At 74.2% G+C, this 26,211-nt stretch carries 22 protein-coding genes; 13 read left to right on the top strand and 9 right to left on the bottom strand.

The window, feature by feature from the left end:
• The first annotated feature begins 150 nt into the window (after positions 1-150).
• The 3 genes from lpdA (at position 151) to CLV37_RS06325 (ending at position 4,395) form a co-directional block, all read left to right on the top strand.
• The gene (lpdA, locus tag CLV37_RS06335) at positions 151-1,530 is read left to right on the top strand and encodes a dihydrolipoyl dehydrogenase (protein ID WP_170127081.1); all 1,380 of its coding nucleotides are present in this window, start codon (positions 151-153) and stop codon (positions 1,528-1,530) included.
• A gap of 69 nt (positions 1,531-1,599) precedes the next feature.
• Complete coding sequence (gene sucB / locus CLV37_RS06330; RefSeq protein WP_106208225.1) at positions 1,600-3,417, top strand: 2-oxoglutarate dehydrogenase, E2 component, dihydrolipoamide succinyltransferase; 1,818 nt, start codon at positions 1,600-1,602, stop codon at positions 3,415-3,417.
• Positions 3,418-3,504: 87 nt separating this feature from the next.
• Positions 3,505-4,395 carry a TIGR01777 family oxidoreductase gene (locus CLV37_RS06325; RefSeq protein WP_106208222.1) on the top strand — a complete coding sequence of 297 codons (891 nt, stop codon included), beginning with the start codon at positions 3,505-3,507 and terminating at the stop codon, positions 4,393-4,395.
• Between the two features lie 12 nt (positions 4,396-4,407).
• Here CLV37_RS06325 and CLV37_RS06320 read toward each other — a convergent pair whose 3' ends face one another.
• A complete protein-coding gene (locus CLV37_RS06320; protein ID WP_170127080.1) occupies positions 4,408-6,177 on the bottom strand; it encodes a serine/threonine-protein kinase in 1,770 nt (589 codons plus the stop codon).
• A 68-nt stretch (positions 6,178-6,245) separates the two neighbouring features.
• On the opposite strand from CLV37_RS06320, the gene CLV37_RS06315 reads away from it, so the two are divergent.
• The 4 genes from CLV37_RS06315 to lipB all read left to right on the top strand — a co-directional run bounded on the left by CLV37_RS06315 (position 6,246) and on the right by lipB (position 9,665).
• Positions 6,246-7,574: an NAD(P)/FAD-dependent oxidoreductase gene (locus CLV37_RS06315; RefSeq protein ID WP_170127079.1), complete on the top strand. Its 1,329-nt coding sequence runs from the start codon at positions 6,246-6,248 to the stop codon at positions 7,572-7,574.
• Positions 7,564-8,298: a Type 1 glutamine amidotransferase-like domain-containing protein gene (locus CLV37_RS06310; protein ID WP_106208217.1), complete on the top strand. Its 735-nt coding sequence runs from the start codon at positions 7,564-7,566 to the stop codon at positions 8,296-8,298. The genes CLV37_RS06315 and CLV37_RS06310 overlap by 11 nt, the downstream gene beginning before the upstream one ends.
• Before the next feature lie 200 nt (positions 8,299-8,498).
• The gene (locus tag CLV37_RS06305; protein ID WP_106208215.1) at positions 8,499-8,966 is read left to right on the top strand and encodes a hypothetical protein; all 468 of its coding nucleotides are present in this window, start codon (positions 8,499-8,501) and stop codon (positions 8,964-8,966) included.
• A gap of 30 nt (positions 8,967-8,996) precedes the next feature.
• Positions 8,997-9,665: a lipoyl(octanoyl) transferase LipB gene (lipB, locus tag CLV37_RS06300; protein WP_211298432.1), complete on the top strand. Its 669-nt coding sequence runs from the start codon at positions 8,997-8,999 to the stop codon at positions 9,663-9,665.
• A gap of 13 nt (positions 9,666-9,678) precedes the next feature.
• Here lipB and CLV37_RS06295 read toward each other — a convergent pair whose 3' ends face one another.
• On the bottom strand, positions 9,679-10,545 hold the full coding sequence (locus CLV37_RS06295; protein WP_170127078.1) for a glycosyltransferase family 2 protein: 867 nt from the start codon (positions 10,543-10,545) through the stop codon (positions 9,679-9,681).
• 174 nt (positions 10,546-10,719) lie between these two features.
• Complete coding sequence (locus tag CLV37_RS06290) at positions 10,720-11,640, bottom strand: LLM class F420-dependent oxidoreductase (RefSeq protein ID WP_211298431.1); 921 nt, start codon at positions 11,638-11,640, stop codon at positions 10,720-10,722.
• A gap of 51 nt (positions 11,641-11,691) precedes the next feature.
• On the opposite strand from CLV37_RS06290, the gene CLV37_RS06285 reads away from it, so the two are divergent.
• Genes CLV37_RS06285 through CLV37_RS06275 form a run of 3 tightly spaced genes read left to right on the top strand, consistent with a single transcriptional unit; the run spans position 11,692 to position 14,879 of the window.
• The gene (locus CLV37_RS06285) at positions 11,692-13,065 is read left to right on the top strand and encodes a serine hydrolase domain-containing protein (protein ID WP_106208209.1); all 1,374 of its coding nucleotides are present in this window, start codon (positions 11,692-11,694) and stop codon (positions 13,063-13,065) included.
• 20 nt (positions 13,066-13,085) lie between these two features.
• The gene (gene lipA, locus CLV37_RS06280; RefSeq protein ID WP_106208207.1) at positions 13,086-14,102 is read left to right on the top strand and encodes a lipoyl synthase; all 1,017 of its coding nucleotides are present in this window, start codon (positions 13,086-13,088) and stop codon (positions 14,100-14,102) included.
• A 36-nt stretch (positions 14,103-14,138) separates the two neighbouring features.
• Positions 14,139-14,879: a DUF4191 domain-containing protein gene (locus CLV37_RS06275; RefSeq protein ID WP_106208205.1), complete on the top strand. Its 741-nt coding sequence runs from the start codon at positions 14,139-14,141 to the stop codon at positions 14,877-14,879.
• Positions 14,880-15,014: 135 nt separating this feature from the next.
• Here CLV37_RS06275 and CLV37_RS06270 read toward each other — a convergent pair whose 3' ends face one another.
• Positions 15,015-15,428 (bottom strand): RDD family protein, encoded by a 414-nt coding sequence (locus tag CLV37_RS06270; RefSeq protein ID WP_106208203.1) that lies wholly within the window; start codon positions 15,426-15,428, stop codon positions 15,015-15,017.
• A 161-nt stretch (positions 15,429-15,589) separates the two neighbouring features.
• Here CLV37_RS06270 and glnA point away from each other — a divergent pair, with 161 nt between their 5' ends.
• Together glnA and CLV37_RS27430 are read left to right on the top strand one after the other, a co-directional pair.
• Complete coding sequence (glnA, locus tag CLV37_RS06265; RefSeq protein ID WP_106208201.1) at positions 15,590-17,014, top strand: type I glutamate--ammonia ligase; 1,425 nt, start codon at positions 15,590-15,592, stop codon at positions 17,012-17,014.
• Positions 17,015-17,200: 186 nt separating this feature from the next.
• A complete protein-coding gene (locus CLV37_RS27430) occupies positions 17,201-18,061 on the top strand; it encodes an NADase-type glycan-binding domain-containing protein (protein ID WP_170127077.1) in 861 nt (286 codons plus the stop codon).
• Here the strand turns inward: CLV37_RS27430 and CLV37_RS06250 are convergent, their stop codons facing one another.
• The 3 genes from CLV37_RS06250 to CLV37_RS06240 all read right to left on the bottom strand — a co-directional run bounded on the left by CLV37_RS06250 (position 18,062) and on the right by CLV37_RS06240 (position 20,261).
• A complete protein-coding gene (locus CLV37_RS06250) occupies positions 18,062-18,820 on the bottom strand; it encodes an SDR family NAD(P)-dependent oxidoreductase (protein ID WP_106208195.1) in 759 nt (252 codons plus the stop codon).
• A gap of 12 nt (positions 18,821-18,832) precedes the next feature.
• Positions 18,833-19,843, bottom strand: coding sequence for an acetamidase/formamidase family protein (locus CLV37_RS06245; RefSeq protein ID WP_245885273.1), 1,011 nt, complete (start codon positions 19,841-19,843; stop codon positions 18,833-18,835).
• A 67-nt stretch (positions 19,844-19,910) separates the two neighbouring features.
• Positions 19,911-20,261, bottom strand: coding sequence for a PLD nuclease N-terminal domain-containing protein (locus tag CLV37_RS06240; RefSeq protein ID WP_106208193.1), 351 nt, complete (start codon positions 20,259-20,261; stop codon positions 19,911-19,913).
• A gap of 166 nt (positions 20,262-20,427) precedes the next feature.
• Here CLV37_RS06240 and fgd point away from each other — a divergent pair, with 166 nt between their 5' ends.
• Positions 20,428-21,450, top strand: coding sequence for a glucose-6-phosphate dehydrogenase (coenzyme-F420) (gene fgd / locus CLV37_RS06235; protein WP_245885272.1), 1,023 nt, complete (start codon positions 20,428-20,430; stop codon positions 21,448-21,450).
• Between the two features lie 103 nt (positions 21,451-21,553).
• Here the strand turns inward: fgd and CLV37_RS06230 are convergent, their stop codons facing one another.
• Both CLV37_RS06230 and CLV37_RS06225 read right to left on the bottom strand, forming a co-directional pair.
• Positions 21,554-24,700, bottom strand: coding sequence for a bifunctional [glutamine synthetase] adenylyltransferase/[glutamine synthetase]-adenylyl-L-tyrosine phosphorylase (locus CLV37_RS06230; RefSeq protein ID WP_106208189.1), 3,147 nt, complete (start codon positions 24,698-24,700; stop codon positions 21,554-21,556).
• Positions 24,697-26,040, bottom strand: a complete 1,344-nt coding sequence (locus tag CLV37_RS06225) for a glutamine synthetase family protein (protein ID WP_106208187.1) — start codon at positions 26,038-26,040, stop codon at positions 24,697-24,699. Before CLV37_RS06225 ends, CLV37_RS06230 begins: the two co-directional genes overlap by 4 nt.
• Positions 26,041-26,211 lie beyond the last annotated feature (171 nt).

Here is a 26,211-nt window from a genome sequence, read left to right as displayed (position 1 = left end):
CGTCGCGGCGTTGCGGGCCCGTCGCGGCGCCCGGGCACGGCAGGCGCCGCGCTCGCGCGGCGCGAACACCCCCTGACGAAGCGCCCGGTCGCGGTGGTGAGAGGATCGCGAAGGAGCAGTCGCCAGCACAGCCGACTTCAGGAGCATTTCGTGGCAGGTGCCGCCGGGCAGGAGTACGACGTCGTCATCCTCGGGGGAGGCAGTGGGGGCTACGCAGCCGCCCTGCGCGCCGCCGAGCTGGGCCTCTCGGTGGCCCTCGTGGAGAAGGGTGAGCTGGGAGGGACCTGCCTGCACCGCGGCTGCATCCCCACCAAGGCCCTGCTGCACGCGGCCGAGGTCGCGGACACGGCCAGGGAGTCGGAGGCGTTCGGCGTGCGCGCCAGCTTCGACTCGGTCGACATGGCGGGTGTCAACAAGTACAAGGACGGCATCATCGCCCGCCTGTACAAGGGCCTGCAGGGCCTCGTGAAGTCCCGCAAGGTGGAGCTGGTCGCCGGCACCGGCAAGCTCGTCGCGAAGAACGCCGTCGAGGTCGACGGCGTCCGGTACACCGGCAAGAGCGTCGTGCTGGCCTCGGGGTCCTACTCCCGCAGCCTGCCCGGCCTGGAGATCGGCGGCCGCGTCATCACGAGCGAGCAGGCCCTGCAGCTCGACTCGGTGCCGAAGAAGGTCGTCGTCCTCGGCGGCGGGGTGATCGGCGTCGAGTTCGCCAGCGTGTGGCGCTCCTTCGGGGCCGAGGTCACGATCGTCGAGGCCCTGCCGCACCTCGCGCCGCTGGAGGACGAGGCCGTCAGCAAGGCGCTCGAGCGGGCCTTCCGCAAGCGCGGCATCGCCTTCTCCCTGGGCGTCCGCTTCAAGGGCGTGGAGCAGGACGACGACGGCGTCGTCGTCACCCTCGAGGACGGCAAGACCTTCGAGGCCGACCTGCTGCTGGTCGCCGTCGGCCGCGGGCCGAACACCGCGGGCCTGGGCTACGAGGAGCAGGGCGTCACGACCGACCGCGGGTTCGTCCTGACGAACGAGCGCCTGCAGACGAGCGTCCCGGGCGTCTACGCCGTCGGCGACATCGTCCCCGGCCTGCAGCTGGCCCACCGCGGCTTCGCGCAGGGCATCTTCGTCGCCGAGGAGATCGCCGGGCTCGACCCCACGCCGGTCGACGAGCTGGGCATCCCGAAGGTCACGTACTGCGAGCCCGAGATCGCCTCCGTGGGGCTGACCGAGGCCAAGGCGCGCGAGGTGCACGGCGACGTCGAGGTCGTCGAGTACAACCTGGGCGGCAACGGCAAGAGCCAGATCCTGGGCACCACCGGTTTCGTGAAGCTGGTGCGGCAGAAGGACGGCCCCGTCGTGGGCGTGCACATGATCGGTTCGCGCATGAGCGAGCAGGTCGGCGAGGCGCAGCTCATCGTGAACTGGGAGGCCTACCCCGAGGACGTGGCCGCCCTGGTCCACACGCACCCGACGCAGAACGAGGCCGTCGGCGAGGCGTTCCTGGCGCTGGCCGGCAAGCCGCTGCACTCGCACTCCTAGCCGTCCCCGAACCCCTGAACCCGCGGCGTCCACGGGCGCCGGAGAACGTCCGTGAGGAGAACCGAAGAGATGTCGAACTCGGTGCAGATGCCCGCTCTCGGCGAGAGCGTGACCGAGGGCACCGTCACGCGGTGGCTGAAGCAGGTCGGCGACACCGTCGCCGTGGACGAGCCCCTGCTGGAGGTGTCCACCGACAAGGTCGACACCGAGATCCCCTCCCCGGTCGCCGGTGTCCTGCTGGAGATCCTGGTCCCCGAGGACGAGACTGCCGAGGTGGGCGCGGACCTGGCCCGCATCGGCGAGGAGTCCGAGCAGGGCCGGGGCGGCGGGGACGCCCCCGCCGCCCCGGCGCAGGAGGCAGAGGCACCCACCCCGCCCTCGACGCAGGACGCGCAGGCCGCTCCGGAGTCGGCGCAGGAACCCGACCCCGAGCAGCCGCCCGCCGCGGCCGCGGCCCCCAGCTCCGGCGGGGGCGAAGCCGTCAAGATGCCGGCGCTCGGCGAGTCCGTCACCGAGGGCACCGTCACCCGCTGGCTCAAGAGCGTCGGCGACAGCGTCGACGTGGACGAACCGCTGCTGGAGGTCTCGACCGACAAGGTCGACACCGAGATCCCCTCCCCCGTCGCGGGCACGCTGCTGGAGATCCTGGTCGGCGAGGACGAGACCGCCGAGGTGGGCGCCGACCTGGCCCGCATCGGTGACGCCTCCGCCCAGTCCGCACCCGCCGCGGCACCCGCTGCCCCGCAGCAGGAGGAGACGCTGGCCGACGAGGTGAAGGTCCAGGAGGAGGCCCAGTCGCAGGCCGAGGCCGCGACCCAGCCCTCGAGCGCCCCGAGCGCCGAACCCGCCGCCGCCCCGGCCCAGGCCGCCGCCCCGGCCACCCCGGCCACTGCTGCTCCCGCCGCGCCGTCGGCCCCGGCCCCGGCCGAGGCGCCGCAGCCCACGGGGGGCAGTACCTACGTGACCCCGCTGGTGCGCAAGCTCGCCAAGGACCTCGGCGTGGACCTCGGCTCGCTCACCGGCACCGGTGTCGGGGGTCGCATCCGCAAGCAGGACGTCCAGGAGGCGGCGGACAAGGCGAAGGCCGCCGCGGCCGCCGCCGCTCCCGCCCCGAGCACGGCTCCCGCGGCCCCGGCCGCGAAGAGCGCACCGGCGGTGGAGGTCTCCGCCAAGCGCGGCACCACCGAGAAGATGTCGCGCCTGCGCAAGGTCATCGCCCAGCGCATGAAGGAGTCCCTGCAGAACTCGGCCCAGCTGACGACGGTCATCGAGGTCGACGTCACCAAGGTCGCCCGCCTGCGGGCGCGGGCCAAGGACTCCTTCGCCGCCACCGAGGGCGCCAAGCTCACGTTCCTGCCGTTCTTCGTCAAGGCCACGGTCGAGGCGCTCAAGCAGCACCCCTCGCTCAACGCCAGCATCGACGGCGAGAACATCGTCTACCACGGCAGCGAGAACATCTCGATGGCCGTCGACACCCCCAAGGGCCTCATCACCCCGGTGATCAAGGACGCGGGCGACCTGAACCTCGGGGGCCTGGCCCGCAAGATCGCCGACCTGGCGGCCCGCACCCGCGCCAGCAAGATCACCCCGGACGACCTGTCCGGCGGGACGTTCACCATCACCAACACCGGCAGCATCGGGGCCCTGTTCGACACCCCGATCCTCAACGCCCCCCAGGTCGCCATCCTCGGCACGGGCGCGATCGTCAAGCGGCCCGTCGTCCTCACCGACGCCGACGGCCAGGAGACCATCGCCATCCGCTCGATGATGTACCTGGCGCTGTCCTACGACCACCAGATCGTGGACGGTGCCGACGCGGCCCGCTTCCTGCAGACCGTGAAGAAGCGCATCGAGGCCGGCGAGTTCGAGGGCGACCTCGGGCTCTGACCCACCGCAGCACCCCGGGCAGCCCCGCCCCTCCTCGTGAGGGCGGGGCTGTCCCGTTCACACCCTCCGTCGATCGGGAGTCAGCTCGTGCGCATCGTCGTCAGCGGGGCCAGCGGCCTCATCGGCCGTCACCTCGTCGCCCACCTGCGCAACGGCGGGCACGAGGTCCTCACCCTGGTCCGGCACGCCGAGCGCGAGCCGCACGAGGTGCAGTGGGACCCCTCCGCCGGGCGCCTCGACCCGCGCCGGCTGACCGGCGTCCAGGGCGCGGTGAACCTGTCCGGCGCCGGCGTGGGCGACAAGCGGTGGACCGCGCAGTACAAGGAGACGATCCTGCGCTCGCGCACCGAGTCGACCTCGACCCTCGTGCGCGCGCTGCTCGCCCTGGCCGAGCAGCCGCAGGTGCTGGTCAACGCCTCGGCCATCGGGGCCTACGGCGACGGCGGGTCGGCCGTCCTGACCGAGGACTCCCCCCGCGGCGGCGACTTCCTGGCCCACGTGGTGCAGGAGTGGGAGGGGGCCACGGCCCCGGCCACGGACGCCGGCCTCCGGGTCGCCCTGGCCCGCACGGGTCTGCTGGCCAACCCCGTCGGCGGCGCGTTCGGGCAGCTGCTGACGCTCGTCCGCCTCGGCCTGGGCGGTCCGCTGGGCAGCGGGACGCAGTGGTGGAGCCCCATCTCCATGCCCGACGAGCTGGCCGCCCTGGAGTTCCTGCTGACGCACGACGTCTCCGGCCCGGTCAACCTCGTCTGCCCCGAACCGGCGACGAACCTGGCCGTCACCGCGGCGCTGGGGGCCGCGCTGCACCGCCCGACGGTGCTGCCCGCGCCCGCCTTCGCCCTGCGCCTGGCCCTCGGCGAGTTCGCCGGGCAGACGCTGGCCAGCCAGCGCGTCGTCCCGCAGGTGCTGCAGGACAACGGCTTCGAGTTCCGGCACCCCGACGTCGCGGCGGTCACCGGCTGGCTCGCCCGGGCCTGAGACGGGTGCGGGTCAGCCGACGTCGCTGACCCGCCACTCCCCCGCGACGCGCTGCAGGGTCAGCGTGGACGTGCGCGGCCGGCCCGCCGGGACCGTCCGCCGCGTCCCGGAGGCGGACACGACGACGTGCTCACCGGTGGTGACGTCGGCCTGCAGCACCCACCGGTCCGCCGCGCGGTCGACCTCGCGCACGGCCCGCACGTCGAACCCGAGGGCCTCGACCGTCGCGCCGCCCGCCGTCAGCTCGGCGAGGAGCTGCTCGTCCGTGGTGCGCGCCGGTGAGCCGGCGACGTCGACGAGGTCGAGGCCCGTGGTCTGTCCGGAGGACAGCGCCCGGGCCCGCCGGTCGGCGAGCTCGGCGACGACCGCCCCGGCGTCGTCGCCGCGCAGGACGTCCGACCCCGTCACCTCCGTGACGGGCTCGGTGACGGGCTCGGTGACGGGCTCGGCTGCGACCGGCTCGGCGGTGGCGGGTTCGTCGGGGGCGGGTTCGGCGGGGACCGGAGCCGCCGCGCGCGGTGCGAGCGTCGCGCCGGCGGCAGCGGTCGACGGAGCGGGGGCCGGGCCCTCGAACGCCCCGGTGCGCCAGAGCAGGACGACGGCGACCGCGGCCACCACGGGCAGGGTCCCGGCCACCACCAGGCGGCGCGACGGACGCCCCCGCTGCGGTCGTGCGACGCGACGCGCGTCGCTGCGGGTCGAGGCACGAGCCGATCCGCGAGCCGACGCCGGGCGAGGGTGCGAGGTCCGAACCGGCGCCGGGTCCACCTCCGGACCGACCGCCGGGGCCGCCACCAGCTGCGTGACCCGCGGAGGCGCCGGCACGGGCGCAGCGGGGACCGCACCGGCCGCGGGAGCCGTGAGCCCCCGCACGGGCCGGGGCCGGGCGGCGGCGGCCACCGCGCTCGCCAGCTCCCCCGGGGTCGGGCGCCGGGACGGCTTGCGGTGCAGCCCCTCGCGCAGCGCCTCGAGCACCGGGGCGCCGTTGCCGGGCGGCAGGTCCGCGAGCGCGCGACGCCGTGCGGCCCGCGCGGCGAGCGCCCCGCCGGGGGCGGGAGGTTCACCCGTGAGGGCGTACCAGGCCAGCGCCGCGAGGCCGTAGACGTCGGAGGCGGCGCCCACGCCCTCCCCGGCCACGGCCGCGGGGTCGGCGAAGCCGGGGGTGCCCAGGACGCTGCCGTGGCGGCGTCCCAGGGCCCGGGCGACCCCGAGGTCGGCCAGCACGGGTTCGCCCCGGGCGTCGAGCAGGACGTTGCCGGGGGCGATGTCGCCGTGGACGACCCCGGCGGCGTGCAGGTCCTCCAGAGCGGGCCCCAGCACGGCGAGCAGCCCGGAGACCTCACCGGCCGACAACCGCCGGCGGCGGGTGAGCAGCCCGGCCAGCGACCCGCCGGGGACGAGGTCGAGGACGAGGACGGGCCGGCCGTCGGAGGTCGTCGAGATGTCCTGCACGGCAACCACTCGCGGGTGACGCACCCGGCGCAGCACCGACAGTTCGGCGAGCAGGTCGGTGTCGGTGTGGGGTGCGAGGACCTTCAGGGCGCGCTCCACGCCGTCGACGCCGGTCCCGGACCACACGACGCTGGACCCACCGGCGCCCAGGAGCGCGCCCACCGCGTACCCGTCGACGACCGGCGGCTGCCGCCGCGGGTCGTCGGCGAGGGCGGCCAGGGTCGCGCGGCGCCACTGCCGGACCGGGCTCGCGGGGTCCGCGGGTCCGCCGTCCCCGGGCGCGTCACGACGCGCGCCGAGGGGGCCGGTGGTGGGCTCGGAGAGGGTCACGGGGACAGGGTGACGCACGGGCGGGGACTGCCGCGCTCGCTGTCCACAGGGTCGATACGCTCTGGGGTGTGACCGTCAGCTCCACTCTCGAGACCCCCCACCCGCCCGCCGCGCTGCGCTCGTCGGCCGAGGTCGTCGTCGTCGGCGCGGGGCTGGCCGGCCTGGTCTGCGCCAGGCACCTCGCGGCCGCCGGGATCGACGTGCTCGTCGTGGAGGCCGCCGACGCGGTGGGGGGGCGGGTGCGCTCGGAGACCATCGGCAGCTTCCGGGTCGACCGCGGTTTCCAGCTGCTGAACCCGGCGTACCCGGAGGTGGCGAAGGTCCTCGACCTGGACGCCCTGGACCTGCAGCCGTTCGACGCGGGGGTGGCCGTGCACCGCGGGGGCCGCGTCAGCGCGGTGCGGGACCCGCGCCGCCACCCCGCGGCGGTGCTGGAGGCGCTGCGCTTCCCGCTGGGGACCGCGAAGGAGAAGGCCGCGGTGGCCCGGTGGCTGCTGCGCGTGACGTCGGCCGCGGACCTCAAGGGCGAGGACTCGGGCTGGTCGGACGGTCTGGACGCCGCCGAGGTCCACGGCGAGCTGCGCTGGTCGGTGCTCGAACCGTTCCTGGCCGGGGTCGTCGGCGAGGTCGACGGGACGACGTCGCGCCGCTTCGTGGACCTGCTGGTCCGCACGTTCCTGCGCGGGACCCCGGGGGTCCCCGCACGCGGCATGCAGGCCGTCCCCGACCAGCTGGCCGCGGGGCTGCCGGCGGGCAGCGTCGTGACGGGCGTGGAGGTCCGGCACATCGGGCACGCGCCCCGTTCCCTGGTGGTGGAGACCGCCGAGGGTGGCGTGAACTGCGAGGCCATCGTCGTGGCCACGGACGCGCACGCGGCCGGCCACCTCGTGCCGGGTCTGCAGGTCCCCGAGAGCAACGCCATCTCGACGTTCTGGTTCGGTGCCGCCACGTCACCGGCTCCCGCCGCGCGCGAGAAGCTGCTGCACCTCGACGGTGACCGGACCGGTCCCGTCGTGAACTCCGCGGTCGTCTCCGCGGTCGCGCCCGGGTACGTCCTGGCCGGCTCCGACCACCGGGCGCTGGTCAGCGCGCAGGTGCTCGGCGCGGACGTGAGCGAGGCCACCGAGACGCGGGTCCGCGAACAGCTCGGCCGCGTGTACGGCGTGAACGCGGCGGCCTGGACGCGGGTCGCGGCGCACGCGATCCCGCACGCGCTGCCGGTCGTGGCGCCTCCCTTCGAGGGGCCGAAACCCGTCGACGCCGGCGAGAACGTGTTCGTGGCGGGTGACCACCGGGAGAACGCCTCGTTGCAGGGTGCCTTGGTCTCGGGGCGCCGCGCCGCGGACGCGGTGCTGGTGAAGGCCTTCGGCCGCAACGGTTTCCACAGTGCCCGCTGAGGCGCCCACGATCGTCGCGACGTCGGGGGGCTGGACGCGCCGCGATCTCGGCGGGGTCGACTGGGCCGGTACCGCGCACCTGGCGGTGGAGCTGGCCCGGGTCCCGGCCGGGCGCGCCCCGCGCCTGACGTACCTGGGGACGGCCGGCGGCGACCAGCGGTCGTGGGCGGCGGAGGTCCACGCCGCGGGTGAGCGCGCGGGGTTCCGCACGACCGTGCTGGACCTGTTCCCCCTGCCGAGCGTGGACGACCCCGCGGGCCTGCTGCTGGGTTCGGACGTCGTGTGGGTCGGCGGCGGTTCGGTGGCGAACCTGCTGGCGGTGTGGCGCGTGCACGGGCTGGAGGAGGCGTTCCGCGCCGCGTGGGAGGCCGGGGTCGTGCTCGGCGGGGTCAGCGCGGGGTCCATCTGCTGGTTCGCGGGCGGCACGACGGACTCGTTCGGTCCGCAGCTGCGTCCGGTGACGAACGGGCTGGGTCTGCTGCCCTACGGCAACGGCGTGCACTACGACTCCGAGGCCCGGCGCCGGCCGCTCGTGCACGAGCTCGTGGGCTCGGGCGTCCTCGGGGAGACGCACTGCAGCGACGACGGCGTGGGGCTGGTGTACCAGGGCACCGAGCTCGTCGAAGCCGTCTCGGAGGTGCCCGGCAAGGGCGCCTGGATCGTGCGCCGCGAGGGCGGCGGGGTCGTCGAGACGCGGGTGGAGCCCCGTCCGCTGCACCGCTGACCCGTCCTCACCGACCCGCCCCGGGGCGCCGGGCACACCTCGCGCCCTCCCGGACCCGATCCTCCGGCCGGAGGCACACCTCGCGCTCCGAGGCCCGGTCGTCGGGCGCGTCACGGCCGACGCACAGCCGGCCCACCGGCTGCGCTGGGTGGGGCCTGTGACGGTGTTCTCCGACCGCAGCTCGCGCGCAGGAGGACCTGATGGACCAGAACGAGAACCAGCCCCTCGACGGCACCGTCGTCGGCTTCTCCGGCGCGACCGCGCCGGGCGCCACCCCCGTCCCGCACACCGGGTACGCCGCGCACGCCCCGAACTGGCCCCCGGCGGCCTGGGTGACGGGCGTGAACGCCGTCCCCGTCGTCCGGCCGCGCCGCCGGTGGGTGCCGTTCGCCCTGGCCGGGGCCGGGCTCGTGCTGCTGCTGGGCGGCGGGGGCGCCGGGTACGCGATCGGTCACTCGACGACCTCGACGGCCACGAGCCAGCTCGTGCCGGGCAGCGGGCAGTTCCCCGGGTCCGCGGACGGCAGCGGACCGTTCGGTGGCGGGTTCCCCGACGGGACGACGGACCAGGGACGGGGCCAGCTGCCCGACGGCACCCAGCTCGGCCAGCAGGACGGTGGCACGGGCACGGGCACGGGCACAGGGACCTCGGACGGGACGACCACCTGAGGTGCGGCGTGCGGGACGTACTCTGCTGGCGTGACGGTGCGCACCCGCGAACTCCTCGTCGAACCGGTCCGCCTCGGCGTCGAACCCGTCGACTACGTCGAGGCGTGGGAGCTGCAGCGCACCCGGCACGCGCAGGTCGTCGCGGGTGAGGTCCCCGACACCGTCCTGCTCCTGGAGCACTCCCCCGTCTACACCGCCGGCCGCCGCACGAACTCGTGGGAACGGCCCGACGACGGGACTCCCGTCGTCGACGTCGACCGCGGCGGCCGCATCACCTGGCACGGACCGGGGCAGCTCGTCGGCTACCCGATCGTAAGGCTGCGCGGCTCCCTCGACGTCGTGGGGTACGTGCGGCGGCTGGAGGAACTGCTCATCGCCGTCGCCGCCGAGTTCGGCGTGCAGGGCTACCGCGTGCCGGACCGCACGGGCGTCTGGACGGCCGACGAACCGCTCGTGCCCGGCTGGCGCGCGGAGAACAAGCTCGCGGCGATCGGGGTGCGCGTCGCCCGGGGCGTCACCATGCACGGTTTCGCCCTGAACTGCGACACGGACCTGCAGGGTTTCAGCCACATCGTGCCGTGCGGGCTGCCGGACGCCGGCGCGACGTCGCTGAGCGCCCGGGCGGGCCGGCGGATCGGGGTGCTGGACGCCGCCGAGGTCGTGACGCGGCTGCTGCCCGGGACGGACCTGCCCGGCTGACGCGGGCAGGCGCTCAGAAGGGCAGCAGGACCCGGGCCGACGTCCTGGCGTAGTGCGCCTGCAGCGCGACCCGCTGCGAGCGGGACGATCCCGCGCGCTCCAGCACGTCCCACATCCTGCGGTAGCGGGTCGTGCGCCAGCGCAGCAGGTTCTCCGGTTCGACGCCGGGGAAGAACGTGCGGTGGACGGCGGCCCAGTCGCCGGTGCCGATGCCGTGCCCGGCGGAGGCCTCGTGCAGCCGGACGTGCAGGGAGCGGCGGGGAACCTCGACGAACCGGCCGCGCAGCAGCAGCTGGGCCAGCAGGACGTGGTCGGAGGACGGGTAGCTGCCGAGCTGGTCGGTGGTCCAGACGGCCTCGGTGCGCACCAGGCCGGACAGGTACGCCAGGACGGCGATGGACGACGCCCCGTTGACCATGTCGACGAACTGCTGCATGCGGACGGCCACGTCGGCCTCCCACGTGAACGACGCGAGCTCGCGACCACCCCGGGCGGGTTCGCCGTCGGCGTCGATGAGGTCCCACGACGGGACGGCCAGCACGGCGCCGGGGTCGGCCTCCAGCGCAGCCACGCAGTCCTCGAGGTTCGTCGCGTCGACGAGGTCGTCGGCCATCGCCCACCGGAAGTACCGACCCCGCGAGAGCTGGAAGACCCGGTTGAAGTTGCGGGCCAGACCGATGTTGGCGGGGTTGCGCACGGAGCGGATCCGCGGGTCGGCGGCGGCGAACTTCTCGACGATCTCGGGGGTCCGGTCCGTCGAGGCGTTGTCGCACACGACGACCTCGAAGTCGGTGAACGTCTGGTCGAGCAGGGCGCTGAGGGTCTGCTCGAGGTAGGTCTCGCCGTTGTAGACGGGGACCCCGACGCTGACGAGCGGCACGTCCCCTCGCTCGCGGTCGTGCACGTGGCCCCCCGGTCACCGTCGACACCCCGGCGGTGTCTGGTGCAGCGAGGGTGCCCTGCCGGCACCGGTCGTTCAACTCTCACCAGAGGTGACGTTCGGACACCTGAACACCCTGCGCGACCCTCCCGCGAGGGGAGGGTCGCGCGGCCGTCACAGCTGCGGGGCGACCTGCCCGGCGACGAGTTCGAGGTGGTCCAGGTCGGTGAGGTCCATGACCTGCAGGTACACGCGCTCCACCCCGACCTCGCGGTACCGGCCGATGGCGTCGACGACCTCGGAGACGGTCCCCGCGAGGCCGTTCTCGCGCAGCTCGGCCGGCTCGCGGCCGATCGCCGCGGCCCGGCGCCCGACCTCGGCCTCGTCGCGGCCGCAGCACACGATCAGCGCCGCGCTGTACGCGGGCTCGTCGCCGCGGCCGGCCGCCGCGCACGCCGCCCGCACCCGCTCGATGCGCGCGGCGGTCTCGGCCGGGGAGGAGAACGGCACGTTGAACTCGTGCGCGTAGCGGGCCGCGAGCGCCGCCCCGCGCTTCCTGGCGGCCCCGCCGACGATGACCGGGACGGGGGTCTGGACGGGTTTGGGCAGCGCCGGGGAGTCCTCGAGCGCGTAGTGCTGACCGGAGTAGGAGAACGTCTCCCCCACCGGCGTCGCCCACAGGCCCGTGATGACGGCGAGCTGCTCCTCGAACCGCTCGAACCGCTCGGCCACGGAGGGGAACGGGATGCCGTAGGCGGCGTGCTCGGCCTCGTACCAGCCCGAGCCGAGGCCGAGCTCGACGCGGCCGCCGGACATCTCGTCGACCTGGGCGACCTGGACCGCCAGGACGCCGGGGTACCGGAAGGTGGCCGAGGTGACCATCGTCCCGAGCCGGATGGTGGTGGTGTCCCGGGCGAGGGCCGCCAGGGTCGTCCACGCGTCCGTGGGACCGGGCAGACCGTCGCCGCCCATCGTCAGGTAGTGGTCGGAGCGGAAGAAGCCGGAGAACCCGTTCTGCTCGGCCGCCACGGCGACCCGGCGGAGGGTCTCGTAGCGGGCGCCCTGCTGGGGTTCGGTGAAGATGCGCAGATCCACGGCCGTCATCCTGCCCCACCCCCGAGCAGGGCCGTCTGGCAAGGTCGGTGCATGACGACCGCTCTGCTGCCCACGACGAACCGGACGCTGGCCGACCTGCTGGCCGCCGAGCAGCGCACGTCGCGACTGCCGTCGGTCGTCGCGGGCCTGGTGCGCGACGGCGAGCTCGTGTGGACGGGGGCCGCGGGGACGACGGGGGTGGACGCCGGGCCCGGCGCCGAGACCCAGTACCGGGTCGGGTCGATCACCAAGACGTTCGTGGCGGCCGCGGTGCTGCGGCTGGTCGAGGACGGTCTGGTCGCGCTGGAGGACCCCGTGCGCGCGCACCTGACCGAGCTCGACGCCGCCGGCGTGGGCCGCGTCACGGTCGGCCAGCTGCTGGGGCAGGCCGGCGGGGTGCAGGCCGAGACCGACGGCCCGTGGTGGGAGCGGACCGCCGGCGGCGGCTGGGAGACGCTGCTCCCGCTGCTGGGGGCCTCGGCGCTGCGGCACCGGCCCGGGACCCGCTTCCACTACTCCAACGTCGGGTTCGGCGTCCTGGGCGAGCTCGTGGGCCGGGTGCGTGGCGAGGACTGGCGCACGGTCGTGCAGGCGCAGTTCCTCGACCCGCTGGGGATGGCGCGCACGACGATGCGCCCGCAGCAGCCCGCCGCCCGCGGGCTGGCCGTGCACCCGTGGGCGGACGTCGTGCTCGCCGAACCCGAGCACGACGGCGGGGCGATGGCCCCGGCCGGGCAGATCTGGTCGACGGTCGCGGACCTGGCCCGGTGGGCCACCGTCGTCGCGGGCACCTCCGAGGTCCTGCGGCGCAGCACGGTCGAGGGCATGTGGGAACCGCAGAGCGTCGACGACGCCCGCGACGGGGCGTGGACGAGCGGGTACGGGCTGGGCCTGCAGGTCTGGAACACGGCCGGCCGCCGGCACGCGGGGCACTCCGGGTCGATGCCGGGCTTCGTGGCGATGCTGCGCGTGGACGTCGCGACGGGCGACGGGGTCGTCGCCCTGACGAACTCGACGACGGGTTTCGGCGACCTGCCCGCCCGGCTGCTGGCGACGATGACCGACGCCGAACCGCACCGCCCGACGCCGTGGGTGCCGCACGACGTGCCCGCCGACGCCCTCGAGCTCGTGGGCCCCTGGTACTGGGGTCCGGCTCCCCTGCTCGTGCGGGCCACGCCGGACGGCCTGACGCTGGCGGGGATGCAGGGCAGGGGTCGCGGGTCGCGCTTCGTCCGCGCCGGGGACGGGCTGTGGCGGGGACTGGACGACTACTACGCCGGGGAACTGCTGCGCCCGGTGCGGACGCCGGAGGGCGTCCTGAGCCACCTCGACCTGGCCAGCTTCCGGCTCACGCGCACGCCCTACGACCCCGCGGCGGACGTGCCCGGTGGGGTCGACGCCCGGGGGTGGACGCCGTTGTCGTGACCCCCACGTACGCTGGCCCGGTGACGATCGCACCGGAAGGCCGTCGGATGCTGCGCATCGAGGCGCGCAACGCCGAGACGCCGATCGAGCGGAAGCCCGACTGGATCCGCACCAAGGCGCGCACCGGCCCGGACTACACCGAGCTCAAGGGGCTGGTGAAGTCCGGCGGCCTGCACACCGTGTGCGAGGAGGCGGGCTGCCCCAACATCTACGAGTGCTGGGAGGACCGCGAGGCGACGTTCCTCATCGGCGGTTCCGAGTGCACCCGCCGCTGCGACTTCTGCCAGATCGACACCGGCAAGCCGTCGCCGCTGGACCGCGACGAACCCCGCCGGGTGGCCGAGAGCATCCGCACGATGGGGCTGCGCTACGCCACGATCACCGGCGTCGCACGTGACGACCTCGCCGACGGCGGGGCGTGGCTGTACGCCGAGACCATCCGGCAGACGCACGCGCTGAACTCCGACGGCGACTTCCACACCGGCGTCGAGATCCTCGTGCCGGACTTCAACGGCCGCCCGGAGCTGCTGCAGCAGGTCTTCGACGCCGCCCCGGAGGTCTTCGCGCACAACGTCGAGACCGTGCCGCGGATCTTCAAGTCGATCCGCCCGGCGTTCCGCTACGAGCGGTCGCTGGACGTCATCTCGCAGGGCCGCGCCGCGGGCCTGGTGACGAAGTCGAACCTCATCCTGGGGATGGGCGAGACCGACGAGGAGGTCCTGGCCGCGCTGCAGGACCTGCACGACGCCGGCTGCGACATCATCACGATCACCCAGTACCTGCGCCCGACGCCGCGGCACCACCCCGTGGAGCGCTGGGTCAAGCCCGAGGCCTTCGTGGAGTTCAGCCGGGCGGCGGAGGAGATCGGCTTCGCCGGCGTCATGGCGGGGCCGCTGGTCCGCTCGTCCTACCGGGCGGGCCGGCTGTGGGCCGGGGCGATGAAGAAGCGCGGGGTCGCGATCCCCGAGCAGCTCGCGCACCTGGACAAGGAGTCCCCCGCGGCCCAGGAGGCCTCCAGCCTGCTCGCCCGTCGCTGAGCGTCCGCCCTGCGCGGGGCACGTATCCTTGCGCGCATGGCACGACGTGGATCCGACGCCGGACGCGGGGGCAGCACCGCCGCACCGAGACCGAAGAAGCAGCGGTGGGCGCGGACCCGTCAGCTGAAGCAGGTCTACGACATGACCGTGCGGGTGGACCCGTCGGCCAAGTGGGTCCTGCTGGCCGCCCTCGTCGGCCCGATCGTGGTGGGCCTGCTCATCGGCCTGCTCACCGGGCACCCGATCTACTTCACCATCCTCGGCGTGCTCGTCGGGATCCTGCTGGGCATGTTCCTGCTGGGCCGGCGCGCCGAGCGCGCCGCCTACATGAACCTCGAGGGCCAGAAGGGCGCGGCCGGCGCGGCGCTGTCGTCCATCCGGCGCGGCTGGACGATCGAGCAGGAGCCCGTGGCGGCCGAGGCCCGCTCGCAGGACATGGTCTTCCGCGCCATCGGTCGCGGCGGCGTCGTCCTCGTCGGTGACGGCCCGCCCACCCGGGTCAAGAAGCTCCTCGAGGCCGAGCGCCGCAAGGTCACCCGCATCGTCCCCAACGTCCCCGTCCACCTGTTCACCGTGGGCGACGGCGGCTCGGAGAACGAGGTGCCGCTGCGCAAGCTCGCCGGCCGCGTCCAGCGCCTGAAGCCGCAGCTGACCAAGCAGGAGGTCGCGGCCGTGCAGAAGCGCCTCAAGGCCCTCGGCGGGATCCGCCCGCCGGTGCCCAAGGGCATCGACCCGATGAACGCCCGCCCCGACCGCAGGGCCATGCGCGGGAGGTGACATCGCTGGGAGCAGGCGGCGACGTCCCGCTCCCGGACGTGCGAGAGCCTCCGGACCCCGCGAGCCCGCCAGGGCTCGCTGGGTCTGGAGGCTCTCGTGCGTCCGGGGGCGGGACACGTGGAGCCCCGCCCGCTCCTAGCGACGGACAACGACAGTCTGGGCGGCGCGGTCGTGCAGGCCGCGGCGGTCGTGGTCGTAGACGACGGGCGGGACGACGAGCAGCAGGAGGATCGCGCGGGCGGTCCCGAGGGCGAAGCCGACGGGGCGCCCGTCGAGGCGGCGCACGGCGATCCCGGTGACGGCGTGGCCGATGCTCGTTCCGATCGTGGACACGAGCAGGACCTGCATGACGAAGAAGACCACCAGCGGCGCCGTCTCGCGGCCCAGGCCGTCGAGGAAGGCCCGCCCGACGAGCGTCGCGATCCCCCAGTCGACGAGCAGGCCCAGGAAGCGCCGGCCCCAGGAGGCCACGGCGCCCCGTCCCGTCGCGGGCAGCCCCAGTCGCACTCCGGGGGCGGGGTCGGGGGTCGCGCTCGTCCGGTCGGCCACGGGCCCAGGGTACGTGGCCGGGGCGGGCGCCCTGTCGTCGCGCGGACGGCGTCGGTAAGGTTGCGGAAACGCTGGCGTAACACGTCCGAAACACCGGGCTCGTACGGTCAGCGCGTCCGCGGCGGCTCGACATCCGGGCCGGACCCGTCTCTGGAGGTTGGATGTTCAGCAACGCCCAAGAGGTCGTCGACTTCATCGCGCGCGAGGACGTGAAGTTCGTCGACATCCGGTTCTGCGACCTGCCGGGTGTCATGCAGCACTTCACCGTCCCCGCCAGCACGGTGGACGTGGACGCCCTGTCCGAGGGCCAGATGTTCGACGGGTCCTCGATCCGCGGCTTCCAGGCCATCCACGAGTCGGACATGAAGCTCATCGCGGACCCGACGTCGGCCTTCATCGATCCTTTCCGCAAGGAGAAGACCCTCGTCATCAACCACTCGATCGTGGACCCGTTCACGGACGAGGCGTACAGCCGCGACCCGCGCAACATCGCGGCCAAGGCCGAGGCGTACCTGAAGACCACCGGCATCGCCGACACCGTCTTCTTCGGCCCCGAGGCCGAGTTCTACATCTTCGACGACGTGCGGTTCGAGACGAACCAGCGCGAGTCCTACTACCACATCGACTCCATCGAGGCCGCGTGGAACACCGGCCGCAAGGAGGAGGGTGGGAACCTCGGGTACAAGACGCGCTACAAGGGCGGGTACTTCCCCGTCGCCCCGATCGACCACTTCTCCGACCTGCGCGACGAGATGGTCGTGGAGCTGGAGAAGGCCGGCCTGACGGTCGAGCGCGCGCACCACGAGGTGGGCACCGCCGGCCAGGCCGAGATCAACTACAAGTTCGACACGCTGAAGAACGCCGGCGACCAGCTGCTGCTCTTCAAGTACATCATCAAGAACGTGGCGCTGCGCAACGGTCACACCGTGACCTTCATGCCCAAGCCGCTGTTCGGCGACAACGGCTCAGGCATGCACTGCCACCAGTCGCTGTGGAAGGACGGCGAGCCGCTCTTCTACGACGAGAAGGGCTACGGCGGTCTGTCGGACCTGGCCCGCTGGTACATCGGCGGTCTGCTGCACCACGCGCCGTCGCTGCTGGCCTTCACGAACCCGACGGTGAACTCCTTCCACCGCCTGGTCCCCGGCTACGAGGCCCCGGTCAACCTGGTCTACTCGGCCCGCAACCGCTCGGCGTGCATCCGCATCCCGATCACGGGGAACTCCCCGAAGGCCAAGCGCATCGAGTTCCGCGTGCCGGACCCGTCGGCGAACCCGTACCTGGCGTTCGCGGCCCAGCTGATGGCGGGCCTGGACGGCATCAAGAACCGCATCGAGCCGGCGGACCCGGTCGACAAGGACCTGTACGAGCTCCCGCCCGAGGAGCACGCGAACATCAAGACGGTCCCCTACGACCTCGGTTCGGTGCTGGACGCGCTCGAGGCCGACCACGACTACCTCCTCGAGGGCGGCGTGTTCACCGCCGACCTCATCGAGACGTGGATCGACTACAAGCGCACCAACGAGATCGACCCGATCCGTCTGCGCCCGCACCCCCACGAGTTCGAGCTCTACTACGACATCTGAGTCCCGGCGTCCGCCGTGCTCTGCGGAACCCCCGTCCCGGTCGGGACGGGGGTTCCGTCGTCCCCGGCGCGGTCGGCGCCCGCCGGGTCCGGACGCTGGCGGTCGTTCGCCCGCTCGGAGTACCTTGTGCACCTCCCGGTGACAGGACGTCGCCGATCGACGAACCCAAGGACGGGGGCGCTCCGCGTGCCGACCACCACCACCTGCTCGTCGTGTCGGGCGGGGATGCGCGAGGCGGACCGCTTCTGCTGGACCTGCGGGGAACCCCGGGACGCGGCACCGGACCGCCTGGAGGTCGTCCACGCCCCCGGGGCGCAGGACGGGCACCCGGGTGGGCGCCGTTCCTGGCCGGTGCTCGCGGTGTTCACGGTGGCGCTGGTCGCGGCCGTGGGCGTCTCCGGGTGGTGGCTGGTGAAACCGTCCGACACGGCCACGACCGCGGCGGCCGCGAGTCCGTCGCCCCCGCGGGCCGGTGCGCAGGCCGCCTCCCCCGTGGCCACCACCCCGGCGCCCGCCTCACCCGCTCCGACGCCCACCCCCACCCCCACCCCCACGGCGAGCTACGCCGTGGGCCCGGTCGTCCCGTCGGGCGTGCAGGCACCGAGGACCTCCCCCGACAGCGCCGACGCGGGCGGGCGCACCACCTCCTACGCCGCAGCCAACCTGCTCGACCAGGACCCGGCAACGGCGTGGCGCACCGAGGGGAACGCCACGGGGTCGACGCTGACGTTCTCCTTCGCCGGCACGGTCCGCCTCACCGAGGTGGGACTGGTGAACGGTTTCGCCAAGGTCGACCCGTACGACGGCACCGACCGCTACGCCCAGGGCCGGCGCATCACGTCGGTGACGTGGACGTTCCGGACGGCTGCCGGCCCGTTGCAGGTGACGCAGCAGCTGCAGGACGGCGACCGGGGCCTGCAACGGCTCACCGTCACCCCCGTCGAGGTGACGTCGGTGGACCTGACGATCGACGGCGTCACCTCGCCCGGCGCCGGCGGCCGGTTCGACCGCACCGCGATCAGCGACGTCGCGTTCGCGAACGCCTGATCACAGCTGGATCCCCCGGGTCAGGGCGCCGTCGACGACGAGGTTGGTGCCCGTGACGAAGCTCGCCGCCGGGCTGGACAGGAACACCACGGGCCGGGCCACTTCCTGCGGCGTCGCCATCCGCCCGGTGGGGTTCAGCGCGAGGGCCTCGGCGAAGAACTCCGGGTCGTTGCGTTCGGTGAGCTGCCACACGCCACCGTCGAAGTAGGTGTTCCCCGGGGAGACGGTGTTGGCGCGGATCCCCTCGGCGGCCAGCTGGTGCGCCAGGCCCTGCGTGTAGGCGACGAGCGCGGCCTTGACGGTGCCGTAGGGCCCGGCGAAGGCGTCGACCTCCCGACCGGACACGCTGCCGATGGTGACGATCGCCCCGGCTCCGGAGCGGCGCAGGTGGGGCAGGGCGGCGTCGACGAGCGAGACGGTGCCGAGCAGGTCGACGTCGAGGGACAACCGCCACGACTCGACGTCGTTCGCGGCGGCGATGGCGCTGACGTTGGCGACGACGACGTCGATCCCGCCGAGTTCGGCGGCGCTCTCCTCGACCCAGGCGAAGACGTCCTCGCGCCGGGACACGTCGACGACCGAACCCCGCAGGGTTCCCGGTCCCACGGCCCGTTCCACGGCGACCTCGACGTCGGCGCCGGTGCGGGCGCAGATCGCCACGTCGGCCCCCTCGGCGAGGAACTCGGCGACGATGGCCGCCCCGATCCCCCGGGTGCCGCCCGTCACGAGGACGCGGGCGCCGTCCAGCTGCAGGTCCACGCAGAACTCCTCTCAGCGCACCAGGGCGCGCAACCGGTCGTGGATCCCGTCGTAGGCCGGACGCCGGGTGGGCAGCAGCCGCTTCGGGAGCTTCGTGGCGACGCTGTAGTTCACGTCGACGGCGTTGGCCAGCGGCACCTCGCTGATCTGCGAGAGCACCTGGTAGGCGTCGAGGACGTCGAGGCCGGTGAGTTCGCGGATCCACCCGACGGCGTCGACCTGCCCCGCGCGCCAGGCGTCCTCGAGCGGGCGCGAGGACCCGACGACGGTCCAGTGGGTGTCGCTCTCCAGGCGCGGCCACGCCGGGCCGGGCGTCTTGAGCAGGTCGACGAGGACGAGGGAGTTCATCGCCCCCTCGACCGCGGTCCCGCAGGACTCCCCCTCGCCCTGCCGGTAGTGCCCGTCCCCCAGGGAGAACAGGGCGCCCTCGACGTTGACGCGCAGGTAGACCGTCGTCCCGGGTTTCAGCTCGGGGGTGTCCATGTTGCCGCCGAAGGTGTCGGGGACCAGGGAGCTGCGCACCTCCCCCGCGGCGGGGGCGACACCGACGGTGCCGAGCATCGGTTCCACGGGCAGTTCGAGGGTGGTCTCCCCCAGCTGGACCCCGATGGTGCCCCGGGCGGAGTCGAGGTGGTAGATCCACGTGCGTTCGGGCAGCGGGTCCTGCAGGGTCGCGGTCCGGTCGGTGGAGGTGAGACCGCCGAAGAACGGGATGAGCGCGGAGGCGCCCCAGTCGCGGGCGGGTTCGAGGTCGACGACGTGCAGCACGAGGGTGTCACCGGGTTCGGCGCCCTCGACGAAGAACGGCCCGGTCTGGGGGTTGACGTACGGCATCTGCAGGCTGGCGCCGGGCAGGTCGGTGACCGACCGGAGCCGGCCGCAGAACGCGTCGTCGCTCCACAGCTTCAGCGCCGTGCCGGGGCGCACGGTGGCCACGGGGGCGACACCGCCGAAGGTCCACGCGTACTGCTCGGGCGTCGGGGTGAACTCGACGACCTCGACGCTGTCGTCCAGGGTGTGCACTCGGGCTCCCTCGTGATCTCGGTGTCCCGAACTTCTACCGCACCACGACGGGGAGGGGGAAGGCCCTTCAGGCCCCCGGCGAGGGCCGGCGGGCCTTCGCGCGCCGGACGGCGGCGTCGAACTCGGCGTCGACGCGGGCCTGCTCCTCGCGCACGCGCCGGTCGACCTGGGACGGGGTGGGTCCGTCGGGACGCTCGTGCTCGGGGGAGCCGGGGCTGCAGCGGCCGCGCGGCGCAGGCCCCTCGGGGCGGCCGGCGACGAGCCAGGCGATGCCGCCGACGAGCGGCAGCAGGCCGACGAGGAACGCCCAGGTCGCCTTGCCGAGGTTCCGGATCCGCCCGGAGTCGGCCTGGACGCGGTCGACCAGGCAGAAGACGAGGAGCGCGAACTCGACGGCGAAGGGCAGGAAGCGGATCACGTGGTTCCCCGGTGGGTGGGCTGTGCGGGCGCACAGACCCCAGGGGCGGGCGGCCGCCTCGGGGAGGCGTTCTGCGCTGCCACCACCCGGACGGGCGCGCCGCGCGCGGCGTCGTAGGTTGAGCGCACACGAAGCGTCGCAGTGCTGGAGTGGAGAAGGTGGAACGGTGAGTCAGACGGTGGACACGCACGGCCAGCCCTTGAAGCTGGGGTACAAGGCCTCCGCGGAGCAGTTCGAGCCCGCCCAGCTGGCCGACTTCGCCGTCCAGGCCGAGGAGCAGGGCCTGGACTCGGTGTGGATCTCCGACCACTTCCAGCCCTGGCGCCACGTCGACGGGCACGCCCCCTCGGCCCTGGTGTGGCTGCCGTGGGTGGCGGCCAAGACGTCGCGCGTCCAGCTCGGCACCAGCGTGCTGACCCCCACGCTGCGCTACAACCCCGCCGTCGTCGCCCAGGCCTTCGCCACCCTCGGCGTCCTGGCCCCCGGGCGGGCCATCCTGGGCATCGGCACCGGTGAGGCGCTCAACGAGCACGCCGTGGGCGTGGACTTCCCCGAGGTCAAGGAACGCTTCGCCCGCCTGCGCGAGGCGGTGCGGCTCATCAAGCGCCTGTGGAGCGAGGAACGGGTCACGTTCGAGGGCGACTACTACCGCCTGCACGACGCGACCGTCTACGACCGTCCCGAGGTGCCGGTCCCGATCTACGTCGCCGGCGGCGGGCCGGGGGTCACCAAGTACGCCGGGCGCGCCGGGGACGGCTACATCTGCACCTCCGGCAAGGGCATGGACCTGTACTCCGAGACCCTGCTGCCGGCCCTGAAGGAGGGTCTGGAGGCCTCGGGGCGCACCGAGGCCCAGATCGACCGGACCATCGAGATCAAGCTGTCCTTCGACGAGGACCCCGCCCAGGCGTTGGAGAACACCCGGTTCTGGGCGCCGCTGTCGCTGAGCGCGGAGCAGAAGTCGCAGGTCCACGACCCGATCGAGATGGCGCGGCTGGCCGACGAGCTGCCCATCGAGCAGGTCGCCAAGCGCTGGATCGTGGCCTCGGACCCGGCCGAGGTGGCCGCGCAGGTGCAGCAGTACGTCGACGCCGGGTTCACGCACCTGGTCTTCCACGCCCCCGGTCACGACCAGTCGCGGTTCCTGACCCAGTTCACCGCCGACGTCGTCCCCCTGCTGCGCCCCTGACCCGGCGACCCCTCTCTCCCCTTCCCCGCGCAACGCACACGTCGGGCCCTCGTCAGTCGCTGACGAGGGCCCGACGTGTGCGTTGCGCGGGGAGGGGTGCGGGTCAGTCCTCGGCGCGGCCGTAGAAGACGCGCTCGACGACGGCCCGGCAGCGCCGGGTGGTGCGCAGGTACAGCTCCTCGAACTCGCGCGAGCTGCCCGGCTCGAACCCGAACATGCGGGCCACCCCGTCCAGGTCGCGCGCCTGGGTGGGCAGGGAGTCCCCCGCCTTGCCCCGCCACAGGGCGACGGCGTTGCGGGCGCGGGAGGCCAGGTCCCAGGCCGTCAGGAGCGTCTCGGCGTCCTCACCCGACAGCAGCCCGGCCGCCGAGGCGGCCCGCAGCACCCCCGGCGTCGACAACGAGCGCAGGGCCTCGTGCTCGGCGGCGTGCTGCAGCTGCAGCAGCTGCGCGGTCCACTCCACGTCGGAGGTGGCGCCGCGACCGAGCTTGAGGTGGCGGGCGGGGTCGGCCCCGCGCGGCAGCCGCTCGGCCTCGACGCGGGCCTTGATGCGCCGGACCTCGCGCAGGTCCGCCTCCCGCAGACCCCCCGCGGGCCAGCGCAACGGGTCGACGAGCTCGAGGAACCGCTCCCCGAGGTCGGCGTCCCCGGCGACGGGCCGTGCGCGCAGCAGCGCCTGCGCCTCCCACGACAGCGACCAGCGCTCGTAGTAGGCGCGGTAGCTGTCCAGGGACCGCACGAGGGGGCCGTTGCGTCCCTCCGGGCGCAGGTCGGCGTCCACCTCCAGGGCCGGCTCGGCCCCCGCGGCTCCCAGCTGCCGCCGCAGCTCGGCGACGACCTCGGTGGCCGCCTTCTGCGCGTCCGTCTCGTCGGCCCCGGGCACGGGGTCGTGGACGAACAGGACGTCCGCGTCGCTGCCGTAGCCCGTCTCCCCCGCGCCGAGCCGGCCCATGCCGACGACCAGCAGCCGGGTCGGCAGCGGGGCACCCCGCCGCCGTTCGACCTCGGACACGGTGCGGCGCAACGTGACGTCGAGGACGGCCTGGTCGGCGTCGGCCAGCGCCCGCCCGACCCCGGCGAGGTCGCGGACCCCCACGAGGTCGGCGACGACGGTGCGGAACTGCTCGCGCCGGCGCACCCCGCGGGCGGCGAGGACGGCGGCGGCGAGGTCGTCGCGGCGGGAGGCGGCCGCCTCGGCGTCGGCGAGGACCTCGTCGACGTCCTCGGCGGCGAGCCGGTCGTCGTCGGCGAAGACGGACACGGCCTCGGGCGAGCGCATGAGCAGCTCGGTGGGCATGCGCGCGGCGGACAGCACGTAGGCCAGGCGTTCGGCGGCGGCCCCGGCGTCGCGCAGCATCGTCAGGTACCACTGGGTGCCCGCGAGCGCCTCGGAGACCTGCCGGAAGGCCAGCAGCCCGGCGTCGGGGTCGGCGCCGTCGGCGAACCAGCCGAGCATGACGGGCAGCAGAGTGCGCTGGATGCTCGCGCGGCGGCTGACCCCGCCGGTGAGGGCCTCGAGGTGGCGCAGGGCCCCGGCGGGGTCGCGGTAGCCGAGCGCGGCGAGCCGTTCGCGGGCGGCCTCGGCGGACAGCCGCTCGTCGACGCCGATGCGGGCGTCGGCCGCGGGCAGCTTGGCGACGGCCGTCAGCAGGGGGCGGTAGAAGAGCTTCTCGTGCAGCCGCCGGACGTCGCGGCGGGTCCCGCGCCAGACCTCGTCGAGGGCCTTGACGGGGTCGGGCCGCAACCCCAGCGAGCGGCCGAGGCGGCGCAGGTCGGCCTCGGCGGTGGGCAGGACGTGGGTGCGCCGCAGCCGGTGGACCTGGATGCGGTGCTCCAGGGAGCGCAGCAGCCGGTAGTCGCGGTCGAGCTCCCCGGCGTCGCTGCGCCCGACGTACCCGTAGGCCGCGAGCGCCTCCAGCGCCTCCAGCGTGTTCGCGCTGCGGCGCAGCCGTTCGTCGGTGCGGCCGTGGACCATCTGCAGCAGCTGGATGCTGAACTCCACGTCGCGCAGCCCGCCCACCCCGAGCTTGAGCTGGCGGTCGGCCTCCTTGGAGGGGATGAGCGACTCGACGCGCCGGCGCATGGCCTGGACCTCGCCGACGAACCCCTCGCGTTCGGTGGCGCTCCAGACCAGGGGGGCGATGCGGGTGACGTAGTCCCAGCCGAGCCCGGCGTCGCCGGCGACGGGGCGGGCCTTGAGCAGGGCCTGGAACTCCCACGTCTTGGCCCAGCGGCGGTAGTACTCCAGGTGGCTGGCCAGGGTCCGCACGAGGGGGCCGTTCTTGCCCTCGGGCCGCAGGGCCGCGTCGACCTCCCACAGGGCCCCTTCGCCGGTGGGTGCCGAGCAGGTGCGCTGCAGCCCGGCAGCGAGCTTGGTGCCGACGGCGAGGGCGTCGTCCTCGCCGGCCCCGGCCGCTGGTTCGGCGACGTAGACGACGTCGACGTCGGAGAGGTAGTTCAGTTCCCGCCCGCCGGTCTTGCCCATGCCGAGCACGGCCAGGCGGCAGGCCCGCCAGGAGCCCGGACCGGTGCCGGGGTCGTGGCCGGGCAGTTCGGAGCGTGCGATCGCGAGCGCCGTCTCGAGGGCCGCGGAGGCGAGGTCGGCGAGCTCGGCGGAGGTGATGTGCAGGACCGCGAGCGGGTCGGCGGAGGCGAGGTCGCGGCCGGCGAGGGCGAGGAGGCGGCGCCGGTAGGCGACCCGCAGGGCGTCGACGGGGGTCCGGCCGGAGCGCGCCGTCCCCGCGACGGGGGTGGGGTCGGCGGGGTCGGCCCCGACGGCGGTGAGGAGCTCGGCGCGCAGCTCGTCGGGGTCCGGCGGGCTCGCCGAGGCCAGGACGGTCCACTGCCGCGGGTGGCGCACGAGGTGGTCGCCGAGGGCCAGGGAGCCGCCGAGGACCCCCAGCAGCCGGGCGAGGGTGCCCACCACGTCGGGGGCGTCCCCGCCGCGCAGCAGGTTCAGCGCGGCGGCGGCGCTCTCGACGTCGGCCGCCTCGGAGTCGCGGTCGAGGCCGGCGGTGAGGGCCTCGGCCCAGCGCACGACGCCGAGCAGGGCCTGGTCGGGGTCGGCCGTGCGCCCCAGCGCCCTGACGAGGTCGGCGGTCCCGTCGGTCAGCTCACCGTCGCCCTCGGCGCGCACGACGCCGGTCAGGACCGGGTCGCGCAGCAGCCGCAGCGCGCGGTCCGGGTCGGCGAACCCGGCCCGGACCAGTTGCGCCGCCGCCGACGACCTGCGCCCCGTCGTGGTGCTCACAGCAGGGGCAGGTACCGCTGCAGCTCGAACGGCGTGACCTGCGCGCGGTAGTCCGCCCACTCCTGGCGCTTGTTGCGCAGGAAGTAGTCGAAGACGCCCTCGCCCAGGGTCTCGGCGACGAGCTCGGACTTCTCCATGACCGAGATCGCGTGCTCGAGGCTCTGCGGCAGCGGCTCGATGCCCATGGACCGCCGTTCGGCGTCGGTGAGGGACCAGACGTCGTCCTCGGCGCCGTCGGGCAGGTCGTAGCCCTCCTCGATGCCCTTCAGGCCCGCGCTCAGCAGCAGCGCGAAGGCGAGGTAGGGGTTGGCCGCGGAGTCCAGGGCGCGGTACTCGATGCGCACCGACTGGCCCTTGGAGGGTTTGTACATCGGGACGCGGACGAGGGCGGAGCGGTTGTTGTGGCCCCAGCAGATGTAGCTCGGGGCCTCGCCGCCGGCCCACAGCCGCTTGTAGGAGTTCACGAACTGGTTGGTCACCGCGGTGATCTCGGCGGCGTGGCGCAGGATCCCGGCGATGAACTGCCGGCCGGTCCGCGAGAGCTGGTACTCCGCCCCCGCCTCGTAGAAGGCGTTGGCGTCGCCGTCGAACAGGGACAGGTGCGTGTGCATCCCCGACCCCGGTTCCCCCGCGAGGGGTTTGGGCATGAAGGAGGCGTAGACGCCCTGGTCGCGGGCGACCTCCTTCAGGACCGTGCGGAACGTCATGATGTTGTCCGCCGTGGTCAGCGCGTCGGCGTAGCGCAGGTCGATCTCGTTCTGCCCGGGGCCGCCCTCGTGGTGGCTGAACTCCACGGAGATGCCCATGCTCTCCAGGGTGGAGATCGCGGTGCGCCGGAAGTCGGTCGTCGTGCTGCCGGGGTGGTTGTCGAAGTACCCGACGTAGTCGACGGGTTCGGGCGTCTGGCCCCGCTCCAGCGGTCCCTTGAAGAGGTAGAACTCGATCTCGGGGTGCGTGTAGAAGGTGTAGCCCGCCTGCGCGGCCTTGTCGAGGGCGCGCTTGAGGACGAACCGCGGGTCTGAGCGGGCCGGCTGGCCGTCGGGCGTCAGGATGTCGCAGAAGATGCGCGCGGTGCCCTGGTGCTCGTCGCTGGTGCGCCAGGGCAGCACCTGGAACGTCGAGGGTTCGGGCTGCAGCAGCATGTCCGACTCCGAGACCCGGCTCAGGCCCTCGATGGCCGACCCGTCGAAGCCGATGCCCTCGCCGAAGGCCCCCTCGAGCTCGGCCGGCGCGATCGCCACCGACTTCAGGGTGCCGATGACGTCGGTGAACCAGAGCCGGACGAAGCGGATGTCCCGCTCCTCCAGCGTCCGCAGCACGAACTCCTGCTGGCGGTCCATGGCACCCTCTCCGTCGCATCCGCTCGCCGGTCCCCCGGCGGACCCGCGGCCCCCGCGGGTCAGTGGTGGTCATCATCGCGCACCGGGGCTCCGGGCGGGCCCGGCACCCCGCCGCGCCGCACCCGTCGCCTCCCCCGCGCCGCCCCCTCGCGTCGCACCCGTCCGCGCGCC

The sequence above is a fragment of the Kineococcus rhizosphaerae genome (genome assembly GCF_003002055.1).
Taxonomy (GTDB): Bacteria; Actinomycetota; Actinomycetes; order Actinomycetales; family Kineococcaceae; genus Kineococcus; species Kineococcus rhizosphaerae.
Note: the sequence above shows the minus strand (reverse complement) of the source record. Positions and strands in the feature narration are given on the sequence as shown.